Raw genomic sequence first — 22,141 nt, 5'->3', positions numbered from 1 at the left:
CCGGCAGGTTTGGAACCTTTACTGGCAATGAACTTGGAGCCCTGGTTCTGGGGCTTGGCGGTGTTGCCCTTTTTCTTATCGCCCTTACCTTGGTTGAGTAGTCCCATTGTGTGGTTGTTTTATCCTGCTAAAATAACGGAAATGCCGCGGTGCAAAGGCTTAAGAATGTTAAGGTATGTTGTAAAGGGGGGCGCACAGATAGCACAGACCACCACAGATAAGTATCCCAAATAAAAAAAACATTTGCAACATCGCAAAAAACATCAGTGCTATCTGTGTTATCTGTGTGCCCATACTGATGCGCTAGTCGGCCACCACCTGTTTGCCAAAAGGCATCAGCGATATTTCCACCATCTTGAAATGCTGTTGCGCAAAAGGAATACCAATGATGGTGATAAAGAGCAGTAGGCCGAATACAATATGGGTGATGGCGATCCAGAAGCCGCCGCAAAGGATCCAGATGATGTTGAGCACGAGGCTGAGACAGCCGCTGTTTTGCGAAGTGCTGATCACCTGCTGCCCGAAAGGCCATAGTGCAAAAAGACCGAGCTTGAAACATTGCAGCCCGAAGGGAATGCCGATGATGGTGAGGCATAGCACCAGGCCGCCGATAAAATAGCCCATGGCGGCAAAAAAGCCGCCAAAGACCAGCCAGATAAGGTTTCCTAAAGTATTCATGGTTCGTGTGTCAGGGGTTCAGGTTAGGGGCAGCTTTATAGTTACAGGTGCCGGCACCCATCCTGCCCGATGAAAATAAGTATTTTAATAGTGCGGGCAGGGTGGCCCTGGCCCGGGATTTATAAACGGTAAACAAACCGGTATATGCGCAGCAGCCTATTCTTCATCCTAAGCCTTTTTGCCATGCATGCTACCCACGCACAATTTTCCGACAAGCGGCAGCTCCTCATCTTTGGCGCAGCGCAAAGCACCGCTGTACAAGAGCAGCTGGCCCTGCTAAACAAAGAAGCCAAAGGCCTAAAAGAACGGGACCTTCAGGTGCTGCAGGCGGCAGACAAAAAGCTTTATACAAAAAGTACAAGGTAGCTGCAACAGAACCTTTCGTGCTGGTACTGGTGGGTAAGGATGGTGGAGAAAAATACCGCTCGCCTAAACCGGTACCACCAGCCACAATCTTCGACATCATCGACGCCATGCCTATGCGGCAATCGGAGATGCGGGGGAGGAAGGATGAGTGAGGGGGCCATGGTCTATGGTCTATGGACGATGGACGATGGTCCATAGACCACAGACGACAGACGACAGACAACGGACAACATGGTTATCAGGACAACGTCGTCCTTCGTCCATTGTATCTTAGCTTTACTTACCTGAATACTTCGATATGAACGAAATCAATGAGCAACTAAGGGACCTGTTCAACCGCATTCCGCGCAGGCATACCGCCGAAAACGTAAAGGAGATCTACAGCATCCTCGATGCGTACGAAGACCTGCTCATGACCATGGAAGCCGATCCGCGTTACGGCCCGCAAACGGCGCCCTTCTTTGAAGCCCTCGAACCCATCAGGGCTACCATCAAAAAATCGAACAGCCCCAAGGCCGGCAAGAAGGAAAAAGATTCGCTTTTTGATGAAGCTTCCGGTGCACTCAAGGACAGCGTGGAGGCAGCGATGAAGTTGTGAGGGGAGCTGCTGGCTTTTAGCTGCAAGCTGCTAGCTTCAAGCTACAAGTATCAACACCAAACCCATAACTCCAAACGCATAACCAAAACAAGAAACAAAAAACAAAAAACCTTCTTTCGCTTCATGCAACTCAACGAAACCCTTTTACAGAAATACGCACAGGTGATGGTGCACTATGCCCTCAACAACGGGCAGGGCATCCAAAAAGGTGATACTGTTTTCCTGGTCGGACAGGAAATAGCCAAAGACCTTTTTGTGGCTATTGCCAAAGAGATATATGCCGCAGGCGGCAACCTTATTTCCAACTACCTGCCCAATAATATGCGCGATACCAGTCTTGCCCGCTACCTGCTGGAAGCCGGCAGCGACGAGCAGGTAGGCTTTTTTGCGCAGCCTTACTGGAAGGGCATTGTAGATGCCACCGATCATATCCTCTTCATCATCTCCGAGCCCGATGTGCACTACCTCGAAGGCATTCCCGCCAGCCGCATCAGCATGATGAACAGTGCCCGTGCGCCCTACATGAAGATGCGCGAGGAAAAGGAACAGGCGGGCAAATTGTCGTGGACGCTTTGCCTCTATGGCACCCAATCCATGGCCGATGAAGCTGGTCTTTCGCTGGAGGAATACTGGGAGCAGATCATTGAAGCCTGCTACCTGCGCGAAGACGACCCGGTAAGCCGCTGGAAACAGGTGCAGGCAGAGATCGAAGCCATCAAGGATAAGCTGGATGCGCTGGCAATAGAAACCCTCCACCTCAAGGGGGCTGATGTGGACCTTACCGTGCAGATCGGTGCTAACCGCAAGTGGCTGAGTGGCGGTGGTAAGAACATCCCTTCTTTTGAAATCTTCACCTCTCCCGACTGGCGCGGCACCAATGGTTCCATCCGCTTCAACCAGCCCCTGTATTATTCGGGCAAGCGTATTGCGGGCATTTCGCTGCAATTTGAAAATGGTGTGGTAGTAGCAGCTTCCGCAACAGAGAATGAAGAAGCATTGAAAGAAATGATCGCACAGGAAAACGCCGACAAGGTGGGTGAGTTTTCGCTTACCGACCGGCGTCACTCCAAGATCACCCGCTTTATGGCCACTACGCTGTATGATGAGAATATGGGTGGGCAGTTTGGCAATACCCATATTGCTTTAGGCAATGCCTACAAGGATACGTTTACCGGCGATATGGCTGCTGTAAGCACGGAGCAGTGGGCCGAGATGGGCTACAACAGCTGCCCCAAGGTACACACCGATATTATCAGCACTACCGACCGCACCGTGACGGCTACCCTGCGCGACGGATCGGAAAAGATCATCTACCAGGACGGGCAGTTCCAACTGGATTGATGTTTAGCAAACCTTCAAGGTTTTCAAAACCTTGAAGGTTTATGCATCCGCCAGTGCTTTATTTTGCAGTAAAACTGCTGCCAGGCGGCGGTTATTGTTATGGCGTTATCCCAATCCAACTATACAAAGCAATTATCCAAATCCCTGCTCAAGGGGGCCGCTGCCTGCACGGTGCGGGAGTGCGATGAAACAGCCAAAGGGCAGTATGTAGCTTATGTAGATGATGGCGACGACTCCTTCGACGTATCGATTAGCCTGGGCAAAGAGGGCGTGGTACAGGAAGGCCGGTGCGACTGCGGCGAAACGGAATTTTGCCGCCACCAGGCGGCCCTGTTGATCCATCTGGCAGCAACAACGCCAAAAGCAGGTGCCAAAAAAGCAGTGGCCAAAAGCAAGCGTTCGGTGGCAGCGCAGCTGCTCGACGACCTGGATCCTGAAATCCTCAAAGCATGGGTAGAGCAGCAGCTATCGGTATATAAAGACTTGGAGCTGGCCTTCCTTCACCGTTTTGCCCCTGCCAGCCAGCAGTTCACCCCCAAGGAGGCCGAAGCGCTAACCCTGCAGGCCATTAAAGCCGTCATCGGCAGCCGGAAGAAGGCGGACGGATCGGAAGTAAAAAAGATCACCGTGCTGTGGAAAAGCCTGCATGCACCCATCGTTGACTTTTACCTGGCCAACCTCACCGAAGCGGAAGCTTTCGATACCTTTCACGCTTTACTGGAAAGCTGTATCACCTTTCCACACCGCATTGCCATTACCAGTACCAGGGTAGGCAGTTATATCACCGAGCTGCTCGGCCACACCACCGGTGCCCTGGCCACCCTGGCAACCCAAACGGCTTTTGATAAAGCTATTGCACCCATCATCGGGCATATTGCTGCACCGGCAGCAGGCATCCGCATGCACTACCTCCTCCACCTCGGCGAAGTGGCGGCGCTGTGTAGCGGCGAACGTAAAACCGCGCTCATCGAAGCCATTGCCCACCATTATGGCGCATCCGACCAGGGCCGGTACCATAACGGGCAGCAGTACACCCGGTTTATTTTCTACCTGTTGGACCGCAACGGGCTGTTTGGCCTGCACTATGAATTGGTGAAACCCATCCGGTACAACAATGAGTTCAACAGCATACTGATTGGCCGCCTGGTAGAACTCGGCCATCTGGATCTTGCCGAACGGTATTGCAAGGAGCAGATCGCCGTTAATTTCAAAGAGGTTTACGACCTGCCTTATTTCCTCTTGCTGCAACAGATTTACCGGCAGCAGGGCTACTGGGAAGGGGAAAGGCAAATGGCGGAAAAACTCCTGCCGCACATTTTCCGTTATGCCGACTACAAGCTACTGTATGAAGCCATGCCCGAAGGCGTAGAGCGCGAAAAATGGCGCAAGCGGATTTTGGCCAAGGCCGTCAGCCAGTACAGCAATCCGGCTGCTGCCCATTTTTATTTTGAAGTGCTGCATGCGGAAGGCGACTACAACAAGATGAGGGATACCCTTGGCACCGACACACCCTATCCCACCATTGTCGCCTTCTTTGATGCTTTTGTTGCCACCAGCCCCCTAAGGCTGCTGCAGGTTGTGCTCAACAGAAACGACCATTGGACGGTAGAAGAAGATGAAGCCAACGAGACAGAAATATTTGAAAAGCTGGCGGCATTGCTGCTGGCACACTATCCAACTGCAACACTCTTAAAGGCAGTGGCAGACAACCACAAGGCCTTTCACTATGGCCAGTCCGACAGGTTCGTAGCATTTTTGAAAAAAGAGCTTGAAGCTTACCAATAGGTGTTACTGCGGCAGGGTCTCCGGGGCCAGTGTTGGGAAATCCTTCACCAACTGAGTAATACCAAAGACCCTGGAAAGCTCACTGCTTTTGATATGCAACTTGCAGCCGTCAACCTTCAGCTTTCATGAAAACAGAACCAGCTACAGCTACCCCGCCCGTTATCTTTGCCCCATGCCCTCCCTCACGCTTTATCTTCTCTGGGACGATATACAATTTGATTCCGGTTGTTTGCGCATCCGTCCGGGCAGGGTGCAACACATCCTGAAGCCTATTCCTTTCAAGGGTGCACAAGCTTCCCTCAACGCCATCAAGCAGGAGTATTTTGTTGCCAAATACAACAAGCCCATCAAGCTGGTATTTAAAGATTCAAGCCTCGACAAAGCGGCTTCGCCTGCCTGGGCCGAGATCAACGACCTGATAGAAAAAGCCATCGAGATCACCCGCTTTGCAACCGTACCCAAAACCATTGCCAAAAAACTAACGGCACCACGTAAACGCAGTGCTGCAAGTGGCGATGCACCGGAGATAAGCAAGGAACAACAGCAACAGGAAAGACCCAACTACTTAAAAATATTGGCGCGCCACCAGTCGGAAGCATACCGCCTCATTACCATACAGGAGCAGTACGGCAGCCGCCTGGAGGAAAGTCATATCTACCGCTTTATTACCGGCACAGGCCGGGTACTTATTGTTTGGGAAAATACCAATGCCTCGCGTGCCGCCTATCTGTTCATTGCCCGCCCCGATAGTTTGCAGGAGCAACTCACCCGCATTGAAGCCTTCATCCATACCGGAGATGTGCAATACAAACGCAGCCGTTTTCAGAAGCTAAAAGAGAACAAACAGCTGCGGTCCCAGCTGGCCTATGTGGGCAGCGTGCGCCACGAGACGGTGGCACAGTTTGAAACGGATATCATGACTTATATACACCGGTATTGAACCACGGAGGCAGGGCGGCACGGAGGTACACGGTTGTTTATGATTGTTACTGCTTATATCTGTTTTCTCTTTATCAACATCATTATTGCAAACTGCCTCTTGCCCATCTTCATTGCAAGGCGCCAGCAGGTACTTGTGTACAAAAGATGTTTTACTACGCTGAAGCAACCCCCACATTACACAGCAACTATAAATTCATGCTGTTGGACCCTGCCAGTTCAGGAGATTGCTTCGGCGCAGCATGATTACCACAATGGTAGTGACTACTTGCGCCTCGCAATGACGTTTGCACCGTACACACATTACACATCCTCCGTGTACCTCCCTGTACTCCCTGTTTCCGTGGTTCAACTATTCTGCCTGCGTACATAAATACGTTCCATCAACTCCGCCAACTCAGGATGCCGTTCGCGGAAGCGTTCCGGTTGCTCAAAGAAGTATTCTGACAGCACCGCAAAGCATTCCACGGGGCTGGTAGCACCATAAGCTTTTACGTCAGACATTCCCATGCGGATAGCCTGCATCTCCGCTTCCAGCAACTCTTTCCACTGCGGAACATACTGGCGCAATAAGAGCAGTTCGGGTACGCCGTCAAGAGTGCCGTCCATCTTGTCGATCAGGTGTACAAATTCGTGAATGGCAGTATTACTGTCACTGTGCCCATTGATGAATCCCTGCCGCAGTTCCCACTTGTTGAGGATCATCATCTGCTCCAGGCTGCCATTCCCCACCATACCGCTGTAGAGGCGGTTGCGGCCTTCCTGCTCGTAATCGTTGTTGAAGTTGCCGGGATAGAGCAGCACCTCGCGGAGGTTGATATAGTCCCAGTCGGGTATGTGAAAAACAGGGATGATGGCTGCCGCGCCAATCAGTACGCGGTCGAGGTCTTCTACTTCGGCGTTGGCACCGGTAATGCGCACCGATGCCAGGAAGCGGCGGAACCTTTCCGCAAAATGTTTCTTATCACCCGCATCCAGGTGGGCATAAAAGCGTACATAATCTTCCAGCATTTCCTCGTAGTTGGCCGGCAGGTCGCTGAACACGACGCGCTTGGGGCGGTACACCAGGTACAGCAGCAACATCAGCATCAGGGTAACCAATACAATCTGGAGCACCGTAATCATGGAGGCGAAGGTAGGCGGGAGGGTTTTTAGTTTTTGGTTTTTAGTTTTTTGTTGGGGTTAGGAGTTATGGGTTTGGAGTTAGGGGTTTGGTGTTGGGGGTTTCTAGTTTCTGGTTTCTTGTTTTTTGTTGGGGATTAATGTGCTGGTTTACTGTTCCATATCTGGTGTTTTGTTTTCAGAAGCTGTTTTGCCAAACAATACATTGGTGCCTTAATTGGAAAGCGTCTCTTTGATATTGATTCTGTCATCCCGACGCAGGTCGCGATCTCCACCTGCTGTTGTAAACTCCGTTATTAGTGGGTATGCCGATCTCGCTTTAGGCGAGACGGCATGACAGTGCCTGGAGGTCCTTTCCTCCCAGCATAGGCCCGGATCGCCTGCAACCTTCGGAGCATCTGGTGATAGATGGAGATGCCTGTCTGCAGCAACCGGCTGCATATAATACTCCAATGGCCGTATGCACGCATTCATAGATAACAAACCCTCACCAACAGAGCCTCCAATCAGCATATCTAGCCCACGGTTGCAACCGTGGGATGCCGCAGCTAACCGTTTCAAAACAAAACCGTTTCAACGGTTTGGTCACAGCCTGCTAAAACGCCTGAGCCTAAATACAACCTGTCTAAACCACATCAACCTGCTGCTGCCTTTGAACTTTCAACTATAAACTCCTGACTAAAACAAAGCCCCCGCTTATCGCAGGGGCTCCTTTTTATTTTCGCTTGTGTACCGATGTTTTCTTCGGGTTGGTATAGTCCTCCTTGAATTCCGCCAGTGCATCGGCAAGTGCTTTCAGCTCGGGGTCAAGGCCGGGCGAAAATTCCTCAGGCCTTTCCGGTGCCGGCATAATGGGGTAGCTATTAGCCGGCTCGGCAAGGGTTACCAGCTCGGTGCCGTCATTAAAGGGCGATGCGCCCTGGAAAATAGCGCCCATGGAGGAACCATCGAGGCGGAAATGGTACTGCTCGCGGTGGATGCCGGCATCCATCAGTTTCTTTACTTCAGGCAGTTTCGACGAGTCGAATTTAGGAACAGGCAGCGCCTTGCTCCAGTTTACGCCCAACGTTTCCAATGCCTTGGCAAAAGCCGCCTGGTGGGCCTCATCGCGTACAATGAGGAAGGCCACTGTTGCCCGCAGGGTTTTATTTTCCGACATCTGGTAAATACGGCTCTTTTGCAGCCTGCCGGTGGCCTCCAGTACCAGGTTGTCCATCAGGTCCAGCACCAGGTTGCCATGGCTGTGTACATAGGAACCCTGCCAGGGGTTGCCTGCCGCATCCACGGGCAGCGCACCCTGCGCACCCACGATATAATGGTGGGGGTTCTGCTGCTCCTTGGCCATCTCCATGGTAGCTTTGCCGCCTTTGCCCGGTGTGTCGCCGGTATACCGCGGCGAGCCGTCCAGCAGGGTTGCAATGGTTTTGCTGATCAGTTCCACATGCGAGATCTCTTCGATGCCCACACCCTGTATCAGGTCGAGGTAGGGTTTTGCATTGCCCCTGAAGTTGAAGCTCTGGAAGAGGTACTGCATCATGGTGCGCATTTCGCCAAACTGGCCGCCCAGGCCTTCCTGGAGGGCATTGGCTGCCGATGGATCGGGTTCGTCGGCAACAATCTCGTTGATGAGTGATTGAACGTGGTAAAACATAGCCTTTGATTATTAGGGTGAGCCTTGCTTGTTGAAAAGATCATACCATTTGCGGGCACCGCATGGCGGTACAAAGAAGCAGGCGCCCCAATGCCGAACTCTTTAACCTTCCCTAACCTTCCGCTTCGTACCTTGATCCGAAACCCGTTTTATGAACCAGGAGATCATCAACCTCTACGACGAATACACCCATAAGCCACTCACCAGGCAGGACTTTCTCAAGCGGCTTTCCCTGCTGGTGGGCAGCACCGCTGCAGCCATGGCCATACTGCCCCAACTGGAGGGCAACTATGCCCATGCAGCCGTTACCCAACAAGACAACCTGGTGACCGAATACATCAAGTATCCCGGTGTGCCCAACGAAATGACCGCTTATATTGCCCGCCCCAAAAAAGAAGGCAAATACCCGGCGGTGATCGTGATCCATGAAAACAGGGGACTTAATGCCCATATAGAGGATGTGGCCCGCAGGGCTGCCAATGCCGGATACCTGGTCATTGCACCCAATGCCTTATCGGCGCTGGGTAAAACACCCGCCAACGAGGACGAGGCCCGCCAGTGGTTTGGCGATATCAAACCCGAAGATGCCCTGCAAAACTTTAAAAATGCAGCTGCCTACCTTGCCTCCCGCAAGGACTATAACGGCAAGCTGGGATGCGTAGGATTTTGCTGGGGTGGCGCCATGGCCAACAACCTGGCAGTGAATGTTCCGGAACTGAAAGCGGCTGTTGCTTTCTATGGCAGGCAGCCCGCGGCAGCTGATGTAGCAAAGATCAAGTCGGCGGTGCAGCTCCATTATGCCGGCCAGGACGAACGGGTAAATGCCGGCATGGCCGAATACGAAGCTGCACTAAAGGCTGCAGGTGTGCGCTACGAGCAATACCTGTACGAAGGTGCGCAGCATGCTTTCCATAACGATACTTCCGCTGCCCGTTACAACGAGGCTGCCGCCAAACTTGCCTGGCAGCGTACGCTTGATTTCTTCAAAGAGCACCTGGCTTAATTTCTGAACCACAGAGACACTTGCGACGCAGAGCAGCACAGAGATATGTTACTGTGAACCTCTGTGTCATAACTGTCTCCGTGGTTCCAGTCACGCCATGATATCTTTCCCCTCCTGCACGCCTTCGTCTTCCTGCTTATCCTGCTCAATAGCAGGTATTTTTTCAGAAAAGATCAGCCCGCTGGCAGCGGCATGTTCGGCTGCCTGCACACTGTGCTCGGTTAAGATCATCTCCACACCCAGTGGCTTTAGTTGTGCCGCCACATCCTGTGCAATCCGGTGCTTTTCCGGTATGGCCACATCGCGGATATAGATGGCTAGGATACGGCCGGGATAATGCTTTACCACTTCCAGGTAAATGGGCGGGTCCTGCTCGCCACTGTCGCCCACCAGCACGAAGTTGAGGTGGGGGTAGGTATCCAGTATCTGCGCGATCTCTTTGAACTTATGTCCCAGGTAATCGCCGCTGGTAAAAGATTCACTTTGGATGCCGAAATCGCGGAGCAGGAGCGGACCCTCCGGTATTTCGTTGTGGTCGAGGAAGTCCACCAGCAGGTCGTATAAGTTCCAGGGACTACTGCTCACATAAAAGAAGGGATTGTTGCGCTTGCCGTTGCGGCCCAGTTGCAGAGCCTTGTAGAACTCCGATACACCGGGGTAGGGCAGGCGGGTGCGGGCATTGGCCAGCAGCACCGTTTTGCCCATGGCCAAGAAGCTGGTAGCCCCCGTGCGGATTACCGTATCATCAATATCGCTGATAATGCCGTACTCCGCATCGGCAGGCGGTATCATGATCTCGGCGTTGGCCGTTACCACCTCAAAAGGGTAGGGTGCAGCCACCAGTTGCAGCGGCAGGGTATGGTACAGTGCTTCCGCCAGCACCGGCTCGTCGGGGTTGAGGTCGAATACAAAATAGCCTTCCCTGTCGGTAACCACTTTATGCTGCTTTCCCTGCAAACCGATGCTTACCGTGGCGCCCGCCACCTCGTCGCTTTCAAAGCGCTTGTACATATTGAGCAGGTTAGTCAGCAGGCTGTCTTCTTTTGTGCCTGAAGCAGTCTTGCGGTTTTCGAGCACCCTGCCCTTTACATAGATTTTCCGTGCGGTGCCATAGGTGCGGTAAGGCACAATGTGCAGCGGGTCGGTAGTGCCCAGCCTTTGCCGCAGCAGGTCCTTTACCGCGTCGGCACCATTGTCGATGTGGCGGACCAACCGCACGAGTTTATTTTTCCATAATTGCATAATGGGGCTTTATCAAATGCTGCACCAGCGGTAGGAGGGTACGCTTTCTTTACTGGTGTATACAAAAAGGTGGCATTGTTGTATATGCTACCAGTCGCAATCCGGTATTTATTTTTTGATGGCCTTGGGCTGAAGTTGAAGCGTAACAGGAGTATGCCTGATGATTAGAGTGGCTTTAAGCCATAGCATCAAAGAATGCATTCTATATTGTCTTCATCAATAAATTAGCCCTTTTTGATAGCTTCCTCCACGCCCGCAGGGCTTGAACTTAAATAGCCGCCGGTACAACCGGCGGAAAAGAAATTAGCGCCAGTTATTAAATGCCCAACCCCTATGAGGTTGTGTGTTCCGTTTGATTGATACGTTCTTAACCGCCGGCTGTACCGGCGGCTATTTAGATTGGAGCCCTACAGGCTCTGCTGAAAATCATCATTGATCATCCACTCGAAAAAAATCCTACAACCACTGCCGGTACTGTCTTTGCCCATAACCATCTATGCTTTCCGCAACAGCAATCACCCGCATCAGCAAGTTCCTTTCCCTGGTGCTGCGCCACAAGCCCGATGAGCTGGGCATCGCCCTCGATGATGGCGGCTGGACCGATGTTGCGCAACTTCTGCAACGCATGCAACAAAAAGGTTTTGATATTGATGAACCGTCTTTGCACGAAGTGGTAGCCGCCAACAACAAACAACGCTTTGCATTCAGTGCCGATGGCCGCCGCATCAGGGCCAGCCAGGGACATTCCATACCCGTAAACCTGGGTTATGCACCACAGCAGCCGCCCCGCATTTTATACCATGGTACAGCAGCTGCCAATCTGCAAGCCATACTGCAACAAGGACTGCATAAAGGCAGCCGCCACCAGGTGCACCTCAGTACCGATGAGGCAACAGCCATTACAGTAGGCCGGCGGCATGGCGCACCGGTAGTAGTACAGGTAGATGCTGCCCGCATGTATGCTGATGGCTATGCTTTTTACTGTTCAGATAACGTGGTATGGCTTACCGAATGGGTGCCAGCTGTCTACCTGCATCCCATTGCGCACTAAATGCCGCAATAAGTACGGTGGATGAAAAAGGGAAAGATTGGACGATAACAACGGAGCTATCAATGCTTGTACTGCTATTGCGGCCTATTGAGAACGCAAAAACCTCCGGGAATTTTATACCTGAATTCGGTGTCATTTAATTGACGGCATGATTTTGAACACAGAACCCTGCCAACAAAGTATTCACCCTTAAACCTAATTTATGGCAGAGATTGAAGTGCAACCCAAGAAGAAAAGTTCCTTATTACCCTGGCTCCTGCTGGGGCTGGGCCTGATTGCCCTGTTGTTTTTCCTGTTCCGCGACCGCGGTACCGACGAGCCCGAAACAGCAGCCGCTGCAACCAGCGATACCCTTTCCAGTGCCGGCGGCAATGCCGCAATGGGTACCGGCACAGATGGCTGGGCTGATGTGGACTTCAACGCACCTACCGTGCGCTACAACGAGGTAACCAACAGCGACATCGAAGTGCGTGGCAACGACCAGTATGGTATCTATGGTATTGGTGAAGACATCCTCTTCGATACCGACAAGGCAACCATCCGCTCCGGCGCCGAGCAAAACCTGAAGCAGATCGCAGCATCCATTGGCCAGCGGTATGGCGGTGGCAATATCCGCATCTATGGTTATACCGATGCACAGGGCAGTGCCGGTTACAACAAGGAGCTGGCCGAGCAGCGTGCCGAAGCCGTACGCAACTGGCTGGTACAACAGGGAGGCGTAACCGAAGGCAATGTATCGGTGCACCCCGTAGGTGAAGCCCGTCCCGTGGCATCCAATGCTACCGAGCAGGGCCGTCAGCAAAACCGCAGGGTTGAAATTGTGGCCCGTGGTGGTGCAGGTAGTACTGGCGGCAACAGCGGTGCCGCCGAAGGTACTAGTGGTGGTGCCACCGGCACTGGTAGCAGCACCGGCGAACAGCCCAACCTGTAATGCTTTTTTAAGAAAACACAATACTGCAACAACAGCAGTATTGCTGAACATTGTTAACAACAAACACGAAAACTCATGGCAAATCATAATGAAGGCAACCGCCTCCAAAAACTCAAGGGCAGCGATTTTGAAGTACGCGATGGTTATACCGATATCCGCGGCTGGGATGTTAAAGACAATAGCGGCCGCACTATTGGTGAAGTAGAAGAACTCTTGTTTGATCCTACATCGCGCAAGGTGCGCTATATGGTGGTGGAACTGGACGATAATGAACTGGGTCTGGATGAAGAAAAAGAAGTGCTGATCCCCATTGGTGTAGCCCAGCTGCACGAAAAAGACGATGATGTGATCATCCCCAATATCACCGCCGAGCAGCTAAACTCGCTGCCTGCATACGATGAAGACAATTTCTCTGCCGACCACGAGCACAGCATCCGCAATGTATTTGCGGGTGTGGGTGGTATGGGACTGGCAGGTGCTGCAGCTGCTACATCTGCAGTACCCGTTGGCGGCACCACCGGCAACGATTTCTACGAACACGATCATTACAACGAAGACAACCTGTACCGCAACCGCCGGCAGGCTACCGATAGCGATGCCATTCCGGTTATCCGCGAAGACCTCGAAGTAGGTAAACGTGAAGTGGAAACAGGCGGTGTAAGGGTACGCACGCAGATCGTGGAAGAGGAAGCCGTAGAACACGTGAACCTGCGTGAAGAACATGTGCAGGTAGAACGCGTACCTGTTGACCGTGCTGCTACCGAAAGCGACATCCGCGAAGAAAACATCGAGCTTACCGAGCGTGCCGAAGTGCCCGTGGTAAACAAAGAAGCCCGGGTAGTGGAAGAGATCTCGCTGAGCAAGGAAGTTACCGAACGCGATGAAACCATTCATGATACCCTGCGCAATACGGAGGTGGACGTGGACAAGATTGAAGGCAATGACCGCCTGAGAAGAGATGATGATACGGGCAGGATTTAATTGCCGTCCATTGATAAAAAAAGCAGCCATACCGGCTGCTTTTTTTATGGGGATGAATGAAGGGCTGATGATGCCGCTTGATGGTTGCGGTTCAAAGGCCAGTTACAATTGGAAGTAGAAAGATAGACGACAGACGACGGACAACAATGTGTCTGGTAAGTTGTCTGTCGTCTGTTGTCCATCGTCCATCGTCTATCGTCCATCGTCTATCGTCTGTTGTCCATCCTCCATCGTCCATGGCCCATCATCCATCTCCCAACCGCTGTGGAACTATAGAAACAATTCTCATCCCCTGCAAACCGCACTATTCTAATCAATCAGCTTACCCAAGTCAGGAATAAACCGGCATGGTTTTACTCCGCATTTATTGCAAACCAGATTGAAACATCTTTAAAGAAGAATATCATGATCCACGAACACACAGGCGATGTGCATGTTATCAAGCGCAGGAATATGACACCGGTAGTACTGATTGTAGGCGCAGCCCTTGCCCTCATCACGCTTTTAATGAGCCGCAACCCCAGTCCCGAGCGGGCCGGCATTGCCGCCAACCAGCACCTCAACAACGAAGGCCACAATGCTGCCAAGGGCGATGGCCTCAAAGAGGGCATACCCATGAACCCCGGTGCCGACTGGAAGGAAATAGATTTCAATGCACCCGCCCTGCAGTACAGCGAACTGCAGCAGGGTGGCGTAGATGTGCGGGGCAATAATGGCTATGGCATTTACGGCATTGGCGAAGAGGTATTGTTTGAAACAGGCAAAGCTACTTTGCGCAGCACCGCCGAAGCCAGCCTGCGTAGTGTGGCCACATCCATTGGCCAGCGCTACAATGGTGGCGATATCCGTATCTATGGCTATACCGATGCCCAGGGCAGTGCGGCCGCTAACCAGCAATTGGCCCAGCAGCGTGCTACAGCCGTGCGGGATTGGATGGTACAAAATGGTGGTATTGCGGCCAACCGCATTTCCCTGCACCCTGTTGGTGAAGCCCGCCCCGTGGCATCCAATGCTACTGAGCAGGGCCGCCAGCAAAACCGCCGGGTAGAAATCGTTGCCCGTGGTGCCGGTGGTACCACGGGTGGCACCGCCGACCAAGCCTTAAAGAGCAGCACCGATGGCACAAATGGCATCCAGCAGCAGGGCCATAAGGATGGCGGTACCCATGGCAGCAAAAGCGCCAATGCACCTGCCAACAACAACGGTGCACCTCCCAAGGATGCTTCGGGTCCTTATTGATCCTGCTTGTGTTCCGCCTCCCCTTTGTAAAAGGGGGAAACCTGCAATAGCTCTATAGTTTAGGGTTCGGGGGATGTTCCCCAGCTCCCGGCAACTTCCCTTTCAAAGCAGCAAATACAACCATAAAAACCCGCTTCCTGCCAGGAAGCGGGTTTTTATGGTTATTGGCGGGAAAAAAAGTTTTTGCAACTCCAATCCCTGGTACAACCAAAAGGGCCGTTTGATCAAGTGTTAAAAAATTTACTATCTGTTTGCCTTTTGCTTGCTTCTGCACTTTTTCCTTACTACTTTGAACCATCTTCTTTCCTTTCCCTTGGATGCTAATGGCTACCTGAATCGTAGTGTTACCCTGTGGATGCATGCCCGTGCACACTAAACACTAACACATATGGCTGGAGATTTTATCACGCAAGAAGAAGCTGTTCAGTACATCCTAACGGCCGTTTCCATTTTACAGGCCTTAAATGAACAAGCTGCTAACACAGAGGTTAAAGACATAACTGCTCTTAACCCGCAGAACTACTTAAAGGACCGTGTATTGTCCTTTGTATTTGACAAAGCCTTAGTTGAAGAACTGTTAAGCGGAGAAGGGGTAAATGCACTGCGGATTTATTATGCTGCGAAGCCTGGGGGAAGTCAACCCGGTAGCCCCAGCTTGGTAATGGTGCCTTCCTACTATAATAGTGAGCAAAGAGAAGTCAGTAACCTTTTAATTTCTGCAGCAAAAGGAGGTGGGCAATACCCGGCTAAAGCATCATATCCAGCTGTGGGTATTGCCGGATTTGATTTGGCTAGCGATACCGTTAGCGTGAACCCAGACGATGATGAGCCAACTGCTTCTTAAACTTTCTGTTTATTCTGTTCTGGTTCCTGTTTGTACCGGGCTAATTTGTTTCAGGACCCTGGATATGAATTCCAGGGTCCTTTTGGGATTATTACTGTTGGCAACGATACCCCAAATGGCAGCAGTATTTGCTTTGGAAGAAAAAATTATGTTTTACAATGGTTATGCATTAATTGATGGCGTATTCTGGGCATTTTTGTTTTACATCAATTGTCAAAATAACCGTTTGCGCAACACCATTGCTACTCTGGCAATAATTGCATTGATCATTGCAGTAATTATTGTTATTCCAAAAGGAATTCAGGTCCACTTCCGCCACGAGCTGGTATGCCTCAACAGCCTGTTCCAGGTACTGCTGGTGCTGCTCTTTTTTTACGAAAAATACCGGGGCGATGTAGATGGGCCACTTTCCGGTGAGCCTATTTTCTGGTTTTCAATGGGGTTGCTCCTCTATGCGCCCACTACCTATTTCCTTTTTGTATTTTACCCACAGGTAACCGACCGTTCCGATCCGCAGCTGGCAGCGCTTTGGAATATGCATCACCTGCTCAATGCTTCCATGTACCTCATCTTTTCCGTTGGCATGTATGTAAACAAATGGCGCACGGCACACTAGCATACCTCCTGCAGCAAAACTTTATCCTGCTCCTGATCATCGGGGGCGCTGTTATTTTTACCATCCTCGTATTTTTTATCATTCTCTTTATCGTTTTTTACCAGCGCCGCCGCCACCGTTACCAGGCCGAGCAGCAGGAACTGCGCAACAGCTTTCAACGCGAACTGCTGAAAACCCAATTGGAAACCCAGGAACATACCCTAAGGAAAATTGGCGATGAACTCCACGACAATATCGGGCAGCTGCTCAGCAGCACCAAGATGTTCCTGGCCCTTGCCGGGCGGGAACTGGGCCAGGTACCCGACAGCATCCATACTGCCGAAACCACACTGGCCAAGGCCATACTGGAACTGCGGGCACTATCCAAGCTCCACAACCAGGAATGGCTCCACCAGTTCGACCTCATTGACAATATCCGCTCCGAAGCCACCCGCATCAATGCCGGCGGCCTCCTCGACATCCGGGTGGAATCCAACATCGATTCGGTACCGCTCAACAACCAGTCGCAGGTAATGCTGTTCCGGGTGGTACAGGAAGCCCTGCACAATTGCATCAAACACGCAGGGGCTACGGCGCTTTCCATCAGCGTGGCAGCAGCCGGTGGGCTCCGGCTGGTGATTGCCGACAATGGCAGGGGTTTCGACCCCGGTGGGCCCGCCCGCAGTGGTGTGGGCCTGCTCAACATGAAACACCGGGTGCAACTGCTGGGTGGCGATATTTGCTGGCATAGCCGGCCGGGAGCAGGCACCCGGGTGGAAATCAACCTGCCTGATACGGTCGTGGATGTCTCTGCCTGATTGGCTGCAGGCAACCATTGGTGGGGGTTGGCATTTACCTTATTGCCTCCGGGCTTGTTTTGTTGCACTTCCCGGTACAATGAGGTCTGTCATTGGGTGTAAGCCCTTTATCCGCTTTGGCAGGTACAGCTGCACCTGCCAAAGCGGAGTCGAACAGCCAGCATAGGGTTTACACAGGCAGTGTTGCCTGCTGGCTATAACCCGCGCAACAGCAACAGTTAGCAATAAAAAAGAACAGGGCAGCCAATTGGCTGCCCTGTTCTTTTTTTAAATGATGGTTTATAGCACAATGAACTTGAGTACCTCTTTGATCCGTTCTTCATAGTACAGTTCCAGGTAGTACACCCCTGCTTTTAAATGCATCCCCAGCCGTTCTATCCGCCGGGTGTTCTTGCCAATTTGGGCGCTGTACCGTTCCTCCCCATACCGTCGGCCCGTGCCGTCTACAACCCTGAATACCACCGTTTGTTTGCGCACCACCCCAAAGCTGACCGTAAAGCTGCCATTATTGGGGTTGGGATACAACTGCGACAATATTGCCCTTATGGGTGCCGTAACCGTATCAACCGGCGGTGGTGGCGGTGTAACCACAACCGTGTCCACAGGTGGCGGTGGTGTGACTACAACCGTATCTACTGGCGGCGGCGGTGTGACGACGACTGTATCTACCGGCGGTGGCGGTGTTACAATTACCGTGTCCACAGGTGGCGGCGGCGTAACAATAACTGTATCCACGGGAGGAGGTGGGGTGACTATAACTGTATCTACCGGCGGCGGCGGTGTAACAATCACCGTATCTACCGGCGGCGGAGGTGTTACAATCACGGTATCAACTGGCGGCGGAGGCGTAACGATTACCGTATCCACCGGTGGCGGTGGAGTTACTACCACGGTATCCACCGGAGGTGGTGGTGTAACGATCACTGTGTCAACCGGAGGTGGTGGTGTAACGATCACCGTATCTGTTGGTGGGGGTGGTGTAACAATCACCGTATCTGTTGGTGGTGGGGGCGTAACGATAACTGTATCCACCGGTGGCGGGGGTGTTACAACTACCGTATCTGTTGGGGGCGGCGGTGTTACAATAGCTGTATCACCAGGCAGTGGCGGCATGATCACCGTATCTACCACCGGCGGTAATACCCGTTTAAAGCTGTACACCTCAATGGCAGATACCATGGGCCTGTTTACCGAAGCGGTGAAGCTGATATCCAGCTTGCCGTCCTGTACTTTAACCGGCACATTACGCACCAGGGCTGCAGCGGGACCCACTTCTTTTACAATATCCAGGTTGGCAATGGCTGTTTTTCCTTCCATCTGCACACTCATAACCCGCGAGCCGGCGCCGCCATTCAGGCCGCTGCCCGGCGAACCCCAGTAGATCTCCGCAAAGTGAAACCGCACAACATAATTGCTGCTGTCGGGAAGGGGTATCTCGTAACGGAAAGGTGTTTTATCCTTATTCGACGACTGTTCCCAGAAGTACAGGCCGTCCTCATCGGTTGCTGAAATGGCCTTTACGTTCTTATTGAGGTAGGGTTCCAGGTTGTCAAAAGCATAGGGTTTGTCCGATAACCAGGTTTTGCCGGCAACAACCGTATCCTTGTCCATGCCGCCCTTGATGCGGTAGTGCAGTTTGACGGTAGTGCCCGAATCTTTGGCAATGCCATACAGGGGCACCCGTAAGGGCGACTTGCCATTGGTATAGTAGATGAGCAGGTCGGCAATCTTCAGCCCTTCGCTAACCGGCCTGAAGGTGACGGTGATTTCCGTAGACTCCTTGGGAGCAAGGGTCTTTTTCATTGGCATGGCAGCGGCGAACTCCCCTTTGTTCTCGCCGGTGATCACCAGCGAGCTGATGGTATTGCTGGGGTCGGTGCCCCCACCGAGGTAGGTATTACCGGTGTTGCTAACCTTCAATTTAAAACTGTCCTGCTGGCGTACCGGCAACTCGGCAAACTCTACCGCCGAAGGCCTGGCCTCCAGCAGGGCATAACTCAATGGCGCCTGTTCCGGGCGTACATTGGATACATAATACATGTTATCGTTGTAATCGAAATTGGTATAAGTGGTGCCCAGGTAATCATTGGCAATGATATAGCTGTCGGGAATGACTGAGCCATCCTGGTCAACAACTTTCCAAACCCGGAGGCCTAATTTCTGGCCCGGATTCATCAGGGTATCGGAATGGTCTTTACCACCCACCTTGATACCAAAAGGCGCATTGGGGGAAAACTCACCATATGCTGGGCTGCCATTGGTACTTATACGGGGCAGCAGCGATTGTGCATCCAGGCCGATATGCTTGAACAGGGGGTTGAATGTTGGTGTTTTGCTTTTTAAAAACCAACGGAAAGTTTCCGTTTGCGTACAGCAGCCATGGTAGGCCGACATCTGCCTTACCGTCACGGGGCGCAGGGTATCGGCCCGTACGAAATAAGAAAAGATCACTTCGTCGCCCTTGGGCTTGGATGGATTGCCCAGGTTAGGGTCTTTGCTGCCAAAGCCCACACGGGTGCGAAAGCCAAATGCATCAATGGTGCGCTGCGCATCGGGTTCATACTTGTCCTCGCCCCTTATTTGCCACAGGCCATACAGGTACAAAAGTTTGCGCGGATCTTTGATATCATTGGTTACCACCCAGATAGAATCGATATACTGTTTGGTAAAGGCAGTGGAAAGACTATCGCTGGCCACAAACCGCATGGTCAGGTCTACCGAACTGCCCGGGTTGATGGTAATGGGAAAAACGGTCGTGTCGAAGGCCGCTCCCTTCAGGGTAAGATAAGTCCAGTTTTTGGGCGCCGACAGTTGCAGGCCCCTGATGGTGAGCGGCCCGGTGCCTTTGTTGTTGAGGCGCATCCGTACTAAATCGTGGTTAGCATTGTAGATGCTATCCTTACGGGCCCAGGGCTTTTGGAGCCGCGAGGTTACAAAACGGTTATTGGCCGGGAAGCGGTCCAGGTTTTCTACATCCAGCAGGGCGCCATTGGATACCACCCTAGCCGTGCTGTTGATCAGCAACTGCGGCGGGAACAAGCCCCTTTCTTTGGTATAAAAAGCAAAGAGCTGGTTGAGGGTGGTGGTATCACGCATTACGAAGATGGCATCGCGGCCCCGGGCAAACTGTGCCTGCACATAAGCGGTAACATCCAGGTCGTAGTACTGGTCCTTGGCCACCACGGTATGATTACCCAGTTTGGTAAAACCCGAAACCGGCGCATTCTTAAAGGTGATGCCATGTTCTACCCAGCTGGAATTATCAACACCATCAATCCGTACCGTGCCCTGCTTGGTGATGCCGCGGTTACGTCCATAAATACGCAGTACCGCCCTTTTGATATCGGCAGCCTCGTGGAGGGCGAACCGCAGGTGGGTATGGCGGATATTGGTGGCCTGGGTAGCGCCGCGCACATAAGCCAGGGTGTCCTGGCCGTAATTGGTGCCGGTGCTGCCGCCGTTTACATAGGCATCGGCCACGGGCGTCAGGGCAAAATTGATGCTGCTGTTGGTGGCAGGGCGTACATTCCGCACCACGAATATCAGGTCCTGGAAGTCGAAACCTGTGATATGTTCTTCAAAAGCCACCAGGTAGGCATTGGCTTCCCGCACTCCCTTTCGGATATAGGGGTACACCCGCACATGGTGGGGGATAGCCCCGGTAAAGGTGTTGAGGCTGTCTTCGCTGTACACCATCCTGTTGCTGAAGTTGGGCCAGCGCGAATAAAATCCAAAAGCGGTACTGCCGGGGTCAAAACTATTGGCTCCGGAATAGGGCACCTGTACGGTGGCGGCATTGGTGGCCGGCTTGTTGGAAACGGTAAACAGCTCGGTGGTACCGGCACGTTTGCCTGCATTGTACCAGCCCATGCCTACTACGGGGTCGGCCTTGGTGGGCCCAAAAACAGCAAGGGGCTCAATGGTTACCGGGCCGGTGCCGGCTTTTTGAAACAGGGGCATGGCAATCTCATCACCCAGGATGGCCGCCTTTTGCTGGGTGGTATTGCTGTGGATGATATTGGTACTGGTATTGTCGTCACCCACGCTCACGCCTATCTCCAGCAGGTTGAGCAGGGCCTGTAGGGAGGGCTCAGTGGAAACACCCAGCCCGCGCAGGGGCACCTGGAAGCTGCCGCCATTTGCCAGGTTTACATTGATGGTGGCGGTTTTCAGGCCGGCGGTGGCGGGGGCAAAACTGGGGTGTACCCGCATAGTATCGCCTGCTGCAAGGGTGTGGGGCAAGACCGGGGGAGTGCCGAGCAGGAACTGGCTGGCATGGGTGCCGCCAAGGGCTACCGCATTGATGGTAAGGGCTGCCGTGCCATTGTTGCGGAGCACCACCGTGCGTTGGATACCAGGCACGCCGTCGGCCACGTCGTTGTCGTACACTACCTGGGGCGTGGCTAGCAAACCCGTTTGTGCCCCGGCGGTTTGGCTGCCGAGCAATCCTGCCGTCAGCAGCAGGACAGAAAGGAGGGCGCACAGGCCGGTACGCCCTGTTGAAAACACAGCTGGCAGGTGCCGGTGGTTGAGCAGATACAGGAAAAGCTTGTTGTTTCGTTGGTTGGTTTTAAACCTGGTAGGGTATAAATGCCGCATTGTAGATGCCAGTTTTTTAAATGACAGTCTTCAATAGGAATTGGATGGACAATGCGGTTTACTCATTAAAGGAAAAAAGGGAAACAATAGACTTCGGCTGGCAAGGCATCGCTACTCCTGTAATAAGCAACTGCTAAAGCAATAAGGGGGATTTTAAATAGGAGTGGATAGCGGGAGTAGATAGCTCCTGGTGGGAGCTAAACACGAATATAGGCCAAAGAATGGTTAAACAGCTATTTCTATTCCCATAGGTTGTTGGTGCACCCACCCCAACCGCCTGCATACACCCCATAAAAGTGCATACGGATGGATGCAGGGGCTGGTTGCCTGGTTGCCACAATCATCCGTACACACCAAC

General features: G+C 52.5%; 19 protein-coding genes and 1 pseudogene. 14 read left to right on the top strand and 6 right to left on the bottom strand.

Going from position 1 to position 22,141, the window contains the following annotated elements; all coding sequences use genetic code 11:
* Positions 1–303: 303 nt before the first annotated feature.
* The gene (locus BUE76_RS01650; RefSeq protein ID WP_073039410.1) at positions 304–678 is read right to left on the bottom strand and encodes a YccF domain-containing protein; all 375 of its coding nucleotides are present in this window, start codon (positions 676–678) and stop codon (positions 304–306) included.
* A gap of 144 nt (positions 679–822) precedes the next feature.
* On the opposite strand from BUE76_RS01650, the gene BUE76_RS25050 reads away from it, so the two are divergent.
* The 6 genes and pseudogenes from BUE76_RS25050 (at position 823) to BUE76_RS01620 (ending at position 5,708) form a co-directional block, all read left to right on the top strand.
* A complete protein-coding gene (locus BUE76_RS25050; protein WP_073039409.1) occupies positions 823–1,044 on the top strand; it encodes a hypothetical protein in 222 nt (73 codons plus the stop codon).
* 14 nt (positions 1,045–1,058) lie between these two features.
* Positions 1,059–1,196 (top strand): annotated as a pseudogene (locus BUE76_RS25420) (DUF4174 domain-containing protein); the annotation flags it as partial.
* A gap of 146 nt (positions 1,197–1,342) precedes the next feature.
* On the top strand, positions 1,343–1,642 hold the full coding sequence (locus BUE76_RS01635; protein WP_073039408.1) for a hypothetical protein: 300 nt from the start codon (positions 1,343–1,345) through the stop codon (positions 1,640–1,642).
* A 123-nt stretch (positions 1,643–1,765) separates the two neighbouring features.
* Complete coding sequence (locus BUE76_RS01630; protein WP_073039407.1) at positions 1,766–2,983, top strand: aminopeptidase; 1,218 nt, start codon at positions 1,766–1,768, stop codon at positions 2,981–2,983.
* A gap of 99 nt (positions 2,984–3,082) precedes the next feature.
* Complete coding sequence (locus tag BUE76_RS01625) at positions 3,083–4,768, top strand: hypothetical protein (protein WP_073039406.1); 1,686 nt, start codon at positions 3,083–3,085, stop codon at positions 4,766–4,768.
* A gap of 172 nt (positions 4,769–4,940) precedes the next feature.
* Entirely contained in the window at positions 4,941–5,708 is a 768-nt protein-coding gene (locus BUE76_RS01620) for a hypothetical protein (RefSeq protein ID WP_073039405.1), read from the top strand.
* 347 nt (positions 5,709–6,055) lie between these two features.
* Here BUE76_RS01620 and BUE76_RS01615 read toward each other — a convergent pair whose 3' ends face one another.
* A complete protein-coding gene (locus tag BUE76_RS01615) occupies positions 6,056–6,832 on the bottom strand; it encodes a M90 family metallopeptidase (RefSeq protein WP_083596310.1) in 777 nt (258 codons plus the stop codon).
* 712 nt (positions 6,833–7,544) lie between these two features.
* Complete coding sequence (locus tag BUE76_RS01605) at positions 7,545–8,480, bottom strand: manganese catalase family protein (protein WP_073039403.1); 936 nt, start codon at positions 8,478–8,480, stop codon at positions 7,545–7,547.
* 151 nt (positions 8,481–8,631) lie between these two features.
* On the opposite strand from BUE76_RS01605, the gene BUE76_RS01600 reads away from it, so the two are divergent.
* Positions 8,632–9,483, top strand: a complete 852-nt coding sequence (locus BUE76_RS01600) for a dienelactone hydrolase family protein (RefSeq protein ID WP_073039402.1) — start codon at positions 8,632–8,634, stop codon at positions 9,481–9,483.
* A gap of 90 nt (positions 9,484–9,573) precedes the next feature.
* On the opposite strand, the gene BUE76_RS01595 is transcribed toward BUE76_RS01600, so the two are convergent.
* Positions 9,574–10,725 (bottom strand): App1 family protein, encoded by a 1,152-nt coding sequence (locus tag BUE76_RS01595; RefSeq protein ID WP_073039401.1) that lies wholly within the window; start codon positions 10,723–10,725, stop codon positions 9,574–9,576.
* A gap of 496 nt (positions 10,726–11,221) precedes the next feature.
* On the opposite strand from BUE76_RS01595, the gene BUE76_RS01590 reads away from it, so the two are divergent.
* From BUE76_RS01590 to BUE76_RS01575, 4 genes are all read left to right on the top strand, one after another.
* Positions 11,222–11,776, top strand: a complete 555-nt coding sequence (locus BUE76_RS01590) for an RNA 2'-phosphotransferase (RefSeq protein WP_073039400.1) — start codon at positions 11,222–11,224, stop codon at positions 11,774–11,776.
* Positions 11,777–11,978: 202 nt separating this feature from the next.
* On the top strand, positions 11,979–12,707 hold the full coding sequence (locus BUE76_RS01585) for an OmpA family protein (RefSeq protein WP_073039399.1): 729 nt from the start codon (positions 11,979–11,981) through the stop codon (positions 12,705–12,707).
* Between the two features lie 75 nt (positions 12,708–12,782).
* Complete coding sequence (locus BUE76_RS01580; RefSeq protein ID WP_073039398.1) at positions 12,783–13,688, top strand: DUF2382 domain-containing protein; 906 nt, start codon at positions 12,783–12,785, stop codon at positions 13,686–13,688.
* 405 nt (positions 13,689–14,093) lie between these two features.
* Positions 14,094–14,927, top strand: a complete 834-nt coding sequence (locus BUE76_RS01575; protein WP_073039397.1) for an OmpA family protein — start codon at positions 14,094–14,096, stop codon at positions 14,925–14,927.
* Between the two features lie 52 nt (positions 14,928–14,979).
* On the opposite strand, the gene BUE76_RS01570 is transcribed toward BUE76_RS01575, so the two are convergent.
* Positions 14,980–15,225 (bottom strand): hypothetical protein, encoded by a 246-nt coding sequence (locus BUE76_RS01570; RefSeq protein WP_143157172.1) that lies wholly within the window; start codon positions 15,223–15,225, stop codon positions 14,980–14,982.
* Positions 15,226–15,315: 90 nt separating this feature from the next.
* Here BUE76_RS01570 and BUE76_RS01565 point away from each other — a divergent pair, with 90 nt between their 5' ends.
* The 3 genes from BUE76_RS01565 (at position 15,316) to BUE76_RS01555 (ending at position 17,184) form a co-directional block, all read left to right on the top strand.
* Positions 15,316–15,771: a hypothetical protein gene (locus BUE76_RS01565; RefSeq protein ID WP_073039395.1), complete on the top strand. Its 456-nt coding sequence runs from the start codon at positions 15,316–15,318 to the stop codon at positions 15,769–15,771.
* Between the two features lie 115 nt (positions 15,772–15,886).
* On the top strand, positions 15,887–16,387 hold the full coding sequence (locus tag BUE76_RS01560; protein ID WP_073039394.1) for a hypothetical protein: 501 nt from the start codon (positions 15,887–15,889) through the stop codon (positions 16,385–16,387).
* Positions 16,369–17,184 carry a sensor histidine kinase gene (locus BUE76_RS01555; RefSeq protein ID WP_073039393.1) on the top strand — a complete coding sequence of 272 codons (816 nt, stop codon included), beginning with the start codon at positions 16,369–16,371 and terminating at the stop codon, positions 17,182–17,184. Before BUE76_RS01560 ends, BUE76_RS01555 begins: the two co-directional genes overlap by 19 nt.
* A 279-nt stretch (positions 17,185–17,463) precedes the next feature.
* Here BUE76_RS01555 and BUE76_RS01550 read toward each other — a convergent pair whose 3' ends face one another.
* Positions 17,464–21,783 carry a CBM96 family carbohydrate-binding protein gene (locus tag BUE76_RS01550; protein WP_073039392.1) on the bottom strand — a complete coding sequence of 1,440 codons (4,320 nt, stop codon included), beginning with the start codon at positions 21,781–21,783 and terminating at the stop codon, positions 17,464–17,466.
* Between the last annotated feature and the right edge of the window lie 358 nt (positions 21,784–22,141).

The sequence above is a fragment of the Cnuella takakiae genome (assembly GCF_001953305.1).
In the GTDB taxonomy this organism is placed as follows: Bacteria; Bacteroidota; Bacteroidia; order Chitinophagales; family Chitinophagaceae; genus Flavisolibacter; species Flavisolibacter takakiae.
This window is presented reverse-complemented; position numbering and strand designations above follow the sequence as displayed.

Bases quoted from the DNA above. Each gene is read 5' to 3' on its own strand.
- BUE76_RS01550 (WP_073039392.1), bottom strand. From the start codon at position 21,783: ATGCGGCATTTATACCCTACCAGGTTTAAAACCAACCAACGAAACAAC.
- BUE76_RS01630 (WP_073039407.1), top strand. From the start codon at position 1,766: ATGCAACTCAACGAAACCCTTTTACAGAAATACGCACAGGTGATGGTG.
- BUE76_RS01595 (WP_073039401.1), bottom strand. From the start codon at position 10,725: ATGCAATTATGGAAAAATAAACTCGTGCGGTTGGTCCGCCACATCGAC.
- BUE76_RS01560 (WP_073039394.1), top strand. From the start codon at position 15,887: ATGGCAGCAGTATTTGCTTTGGAAGAAAAAATTATGTTTTACAATGGT.
- BUE76_RS01600 (WP_073039402.1), top strand. From the start codon at position 8,632: ATGAACCAGGAGATCATCAACCTCTACGACGAATACACCCATAAGCCA.
- BUE76_RS01565 (WP_073039395.1), top strand. From the start codon at position 15,316: ATGGCTGGAGATTTTATCACGCAAGAAGAAGCTGTTCAGTACATCCTA.
- BUE76_RS01555 (WP_073039393.1), top strand. From the start codon at position 16,369: ATGGCGCACGGCACACTAGCATACCTCCTGCAGCAAAACTTTATCCTG.
- BUE76_RS01575 (WP_073039397.1), top strand. From the start codon at position 14,094: ATGATCCACGAACACACAGGCGATGTGCATGTTATCAAGCGCAGGAAT.
- BUE76_RS01580 (WP_073039398.1), top strand. From the start codon at position 12,783: ATGGCAAATCATAATGAAGGCAACCGCCTCCAAAAACTCAAGGGCAGC.
- BUE76_RS01570 (WP_143157172.1), bottom strand. From the start codon at position 15,225: ATGGTTCAAAGTAGTAAGGAAAAAGTGCAGAAGCAAGCAAAAGGCAAA.
- BUE76_RS01625 (WP_073039406.1), top strand. From the start codon at position 3,083: ATGGCGTTATCCCAATCCAACTATACAAAGCAATTATCCAAATCCCTG.
- BUE76_RS01650 (WP_073039410.1), bottom strand. From the start codon at position 678: ATGAATACTTTAGGAAACCTTATCTGGCTGGTCTTTGGCGGCTTTTTT.
- BUE76_RS01620 (WP_073039405.1), top strand. From the start codon at position 4,941: ATGCCCTCCCTCACGCTTTATCTTCTCTGGGACGATATACAATTTGAT.
- BUE76_RS01590 (WP_073039400.1), top strand. From the start codon at position 11,222: ATGCTTTCCGCAACAGCAATCACCCGCATCAGCAAGTTCCTTTCCCTG.
- BUE76_RS01585 (WP_073039399.1), top strand. From the start codon at position 11,979: ATGGCAGAGATTGAAGTGCAACCCAAGAAGAAAAGTTCCTTATTACCC.
- BUE76_RS01605 (WP_073039403.1), bottom strand. From the start codon at position 8,480: ATGTTTTACCACGTTCAATCACTCATCAACGAGATTGTTGCCGACGAA.
- BUE76_RS01635 (WP_073039408.1), top strand. From the start codon at position 1,343: ATGAACGAAATCAATGAGCAACTAAGGGACCTGTTCAACCGCATTCCG.
- BUE76_RS01615 (WP_083596310.1), bottom strand. From the start codon at position 6,832: ATGATTACGGTGCTCCAGATTGTATTGGTTACCCTGATGCTGATGTTG.
- BUE76_RS25050 (WP_073039409.1), top strand. From the start codon at position 823: ATGCGCAGCAGCCTATTCTTCATCCTAAGCCTTTTTGCCATGCATGCT.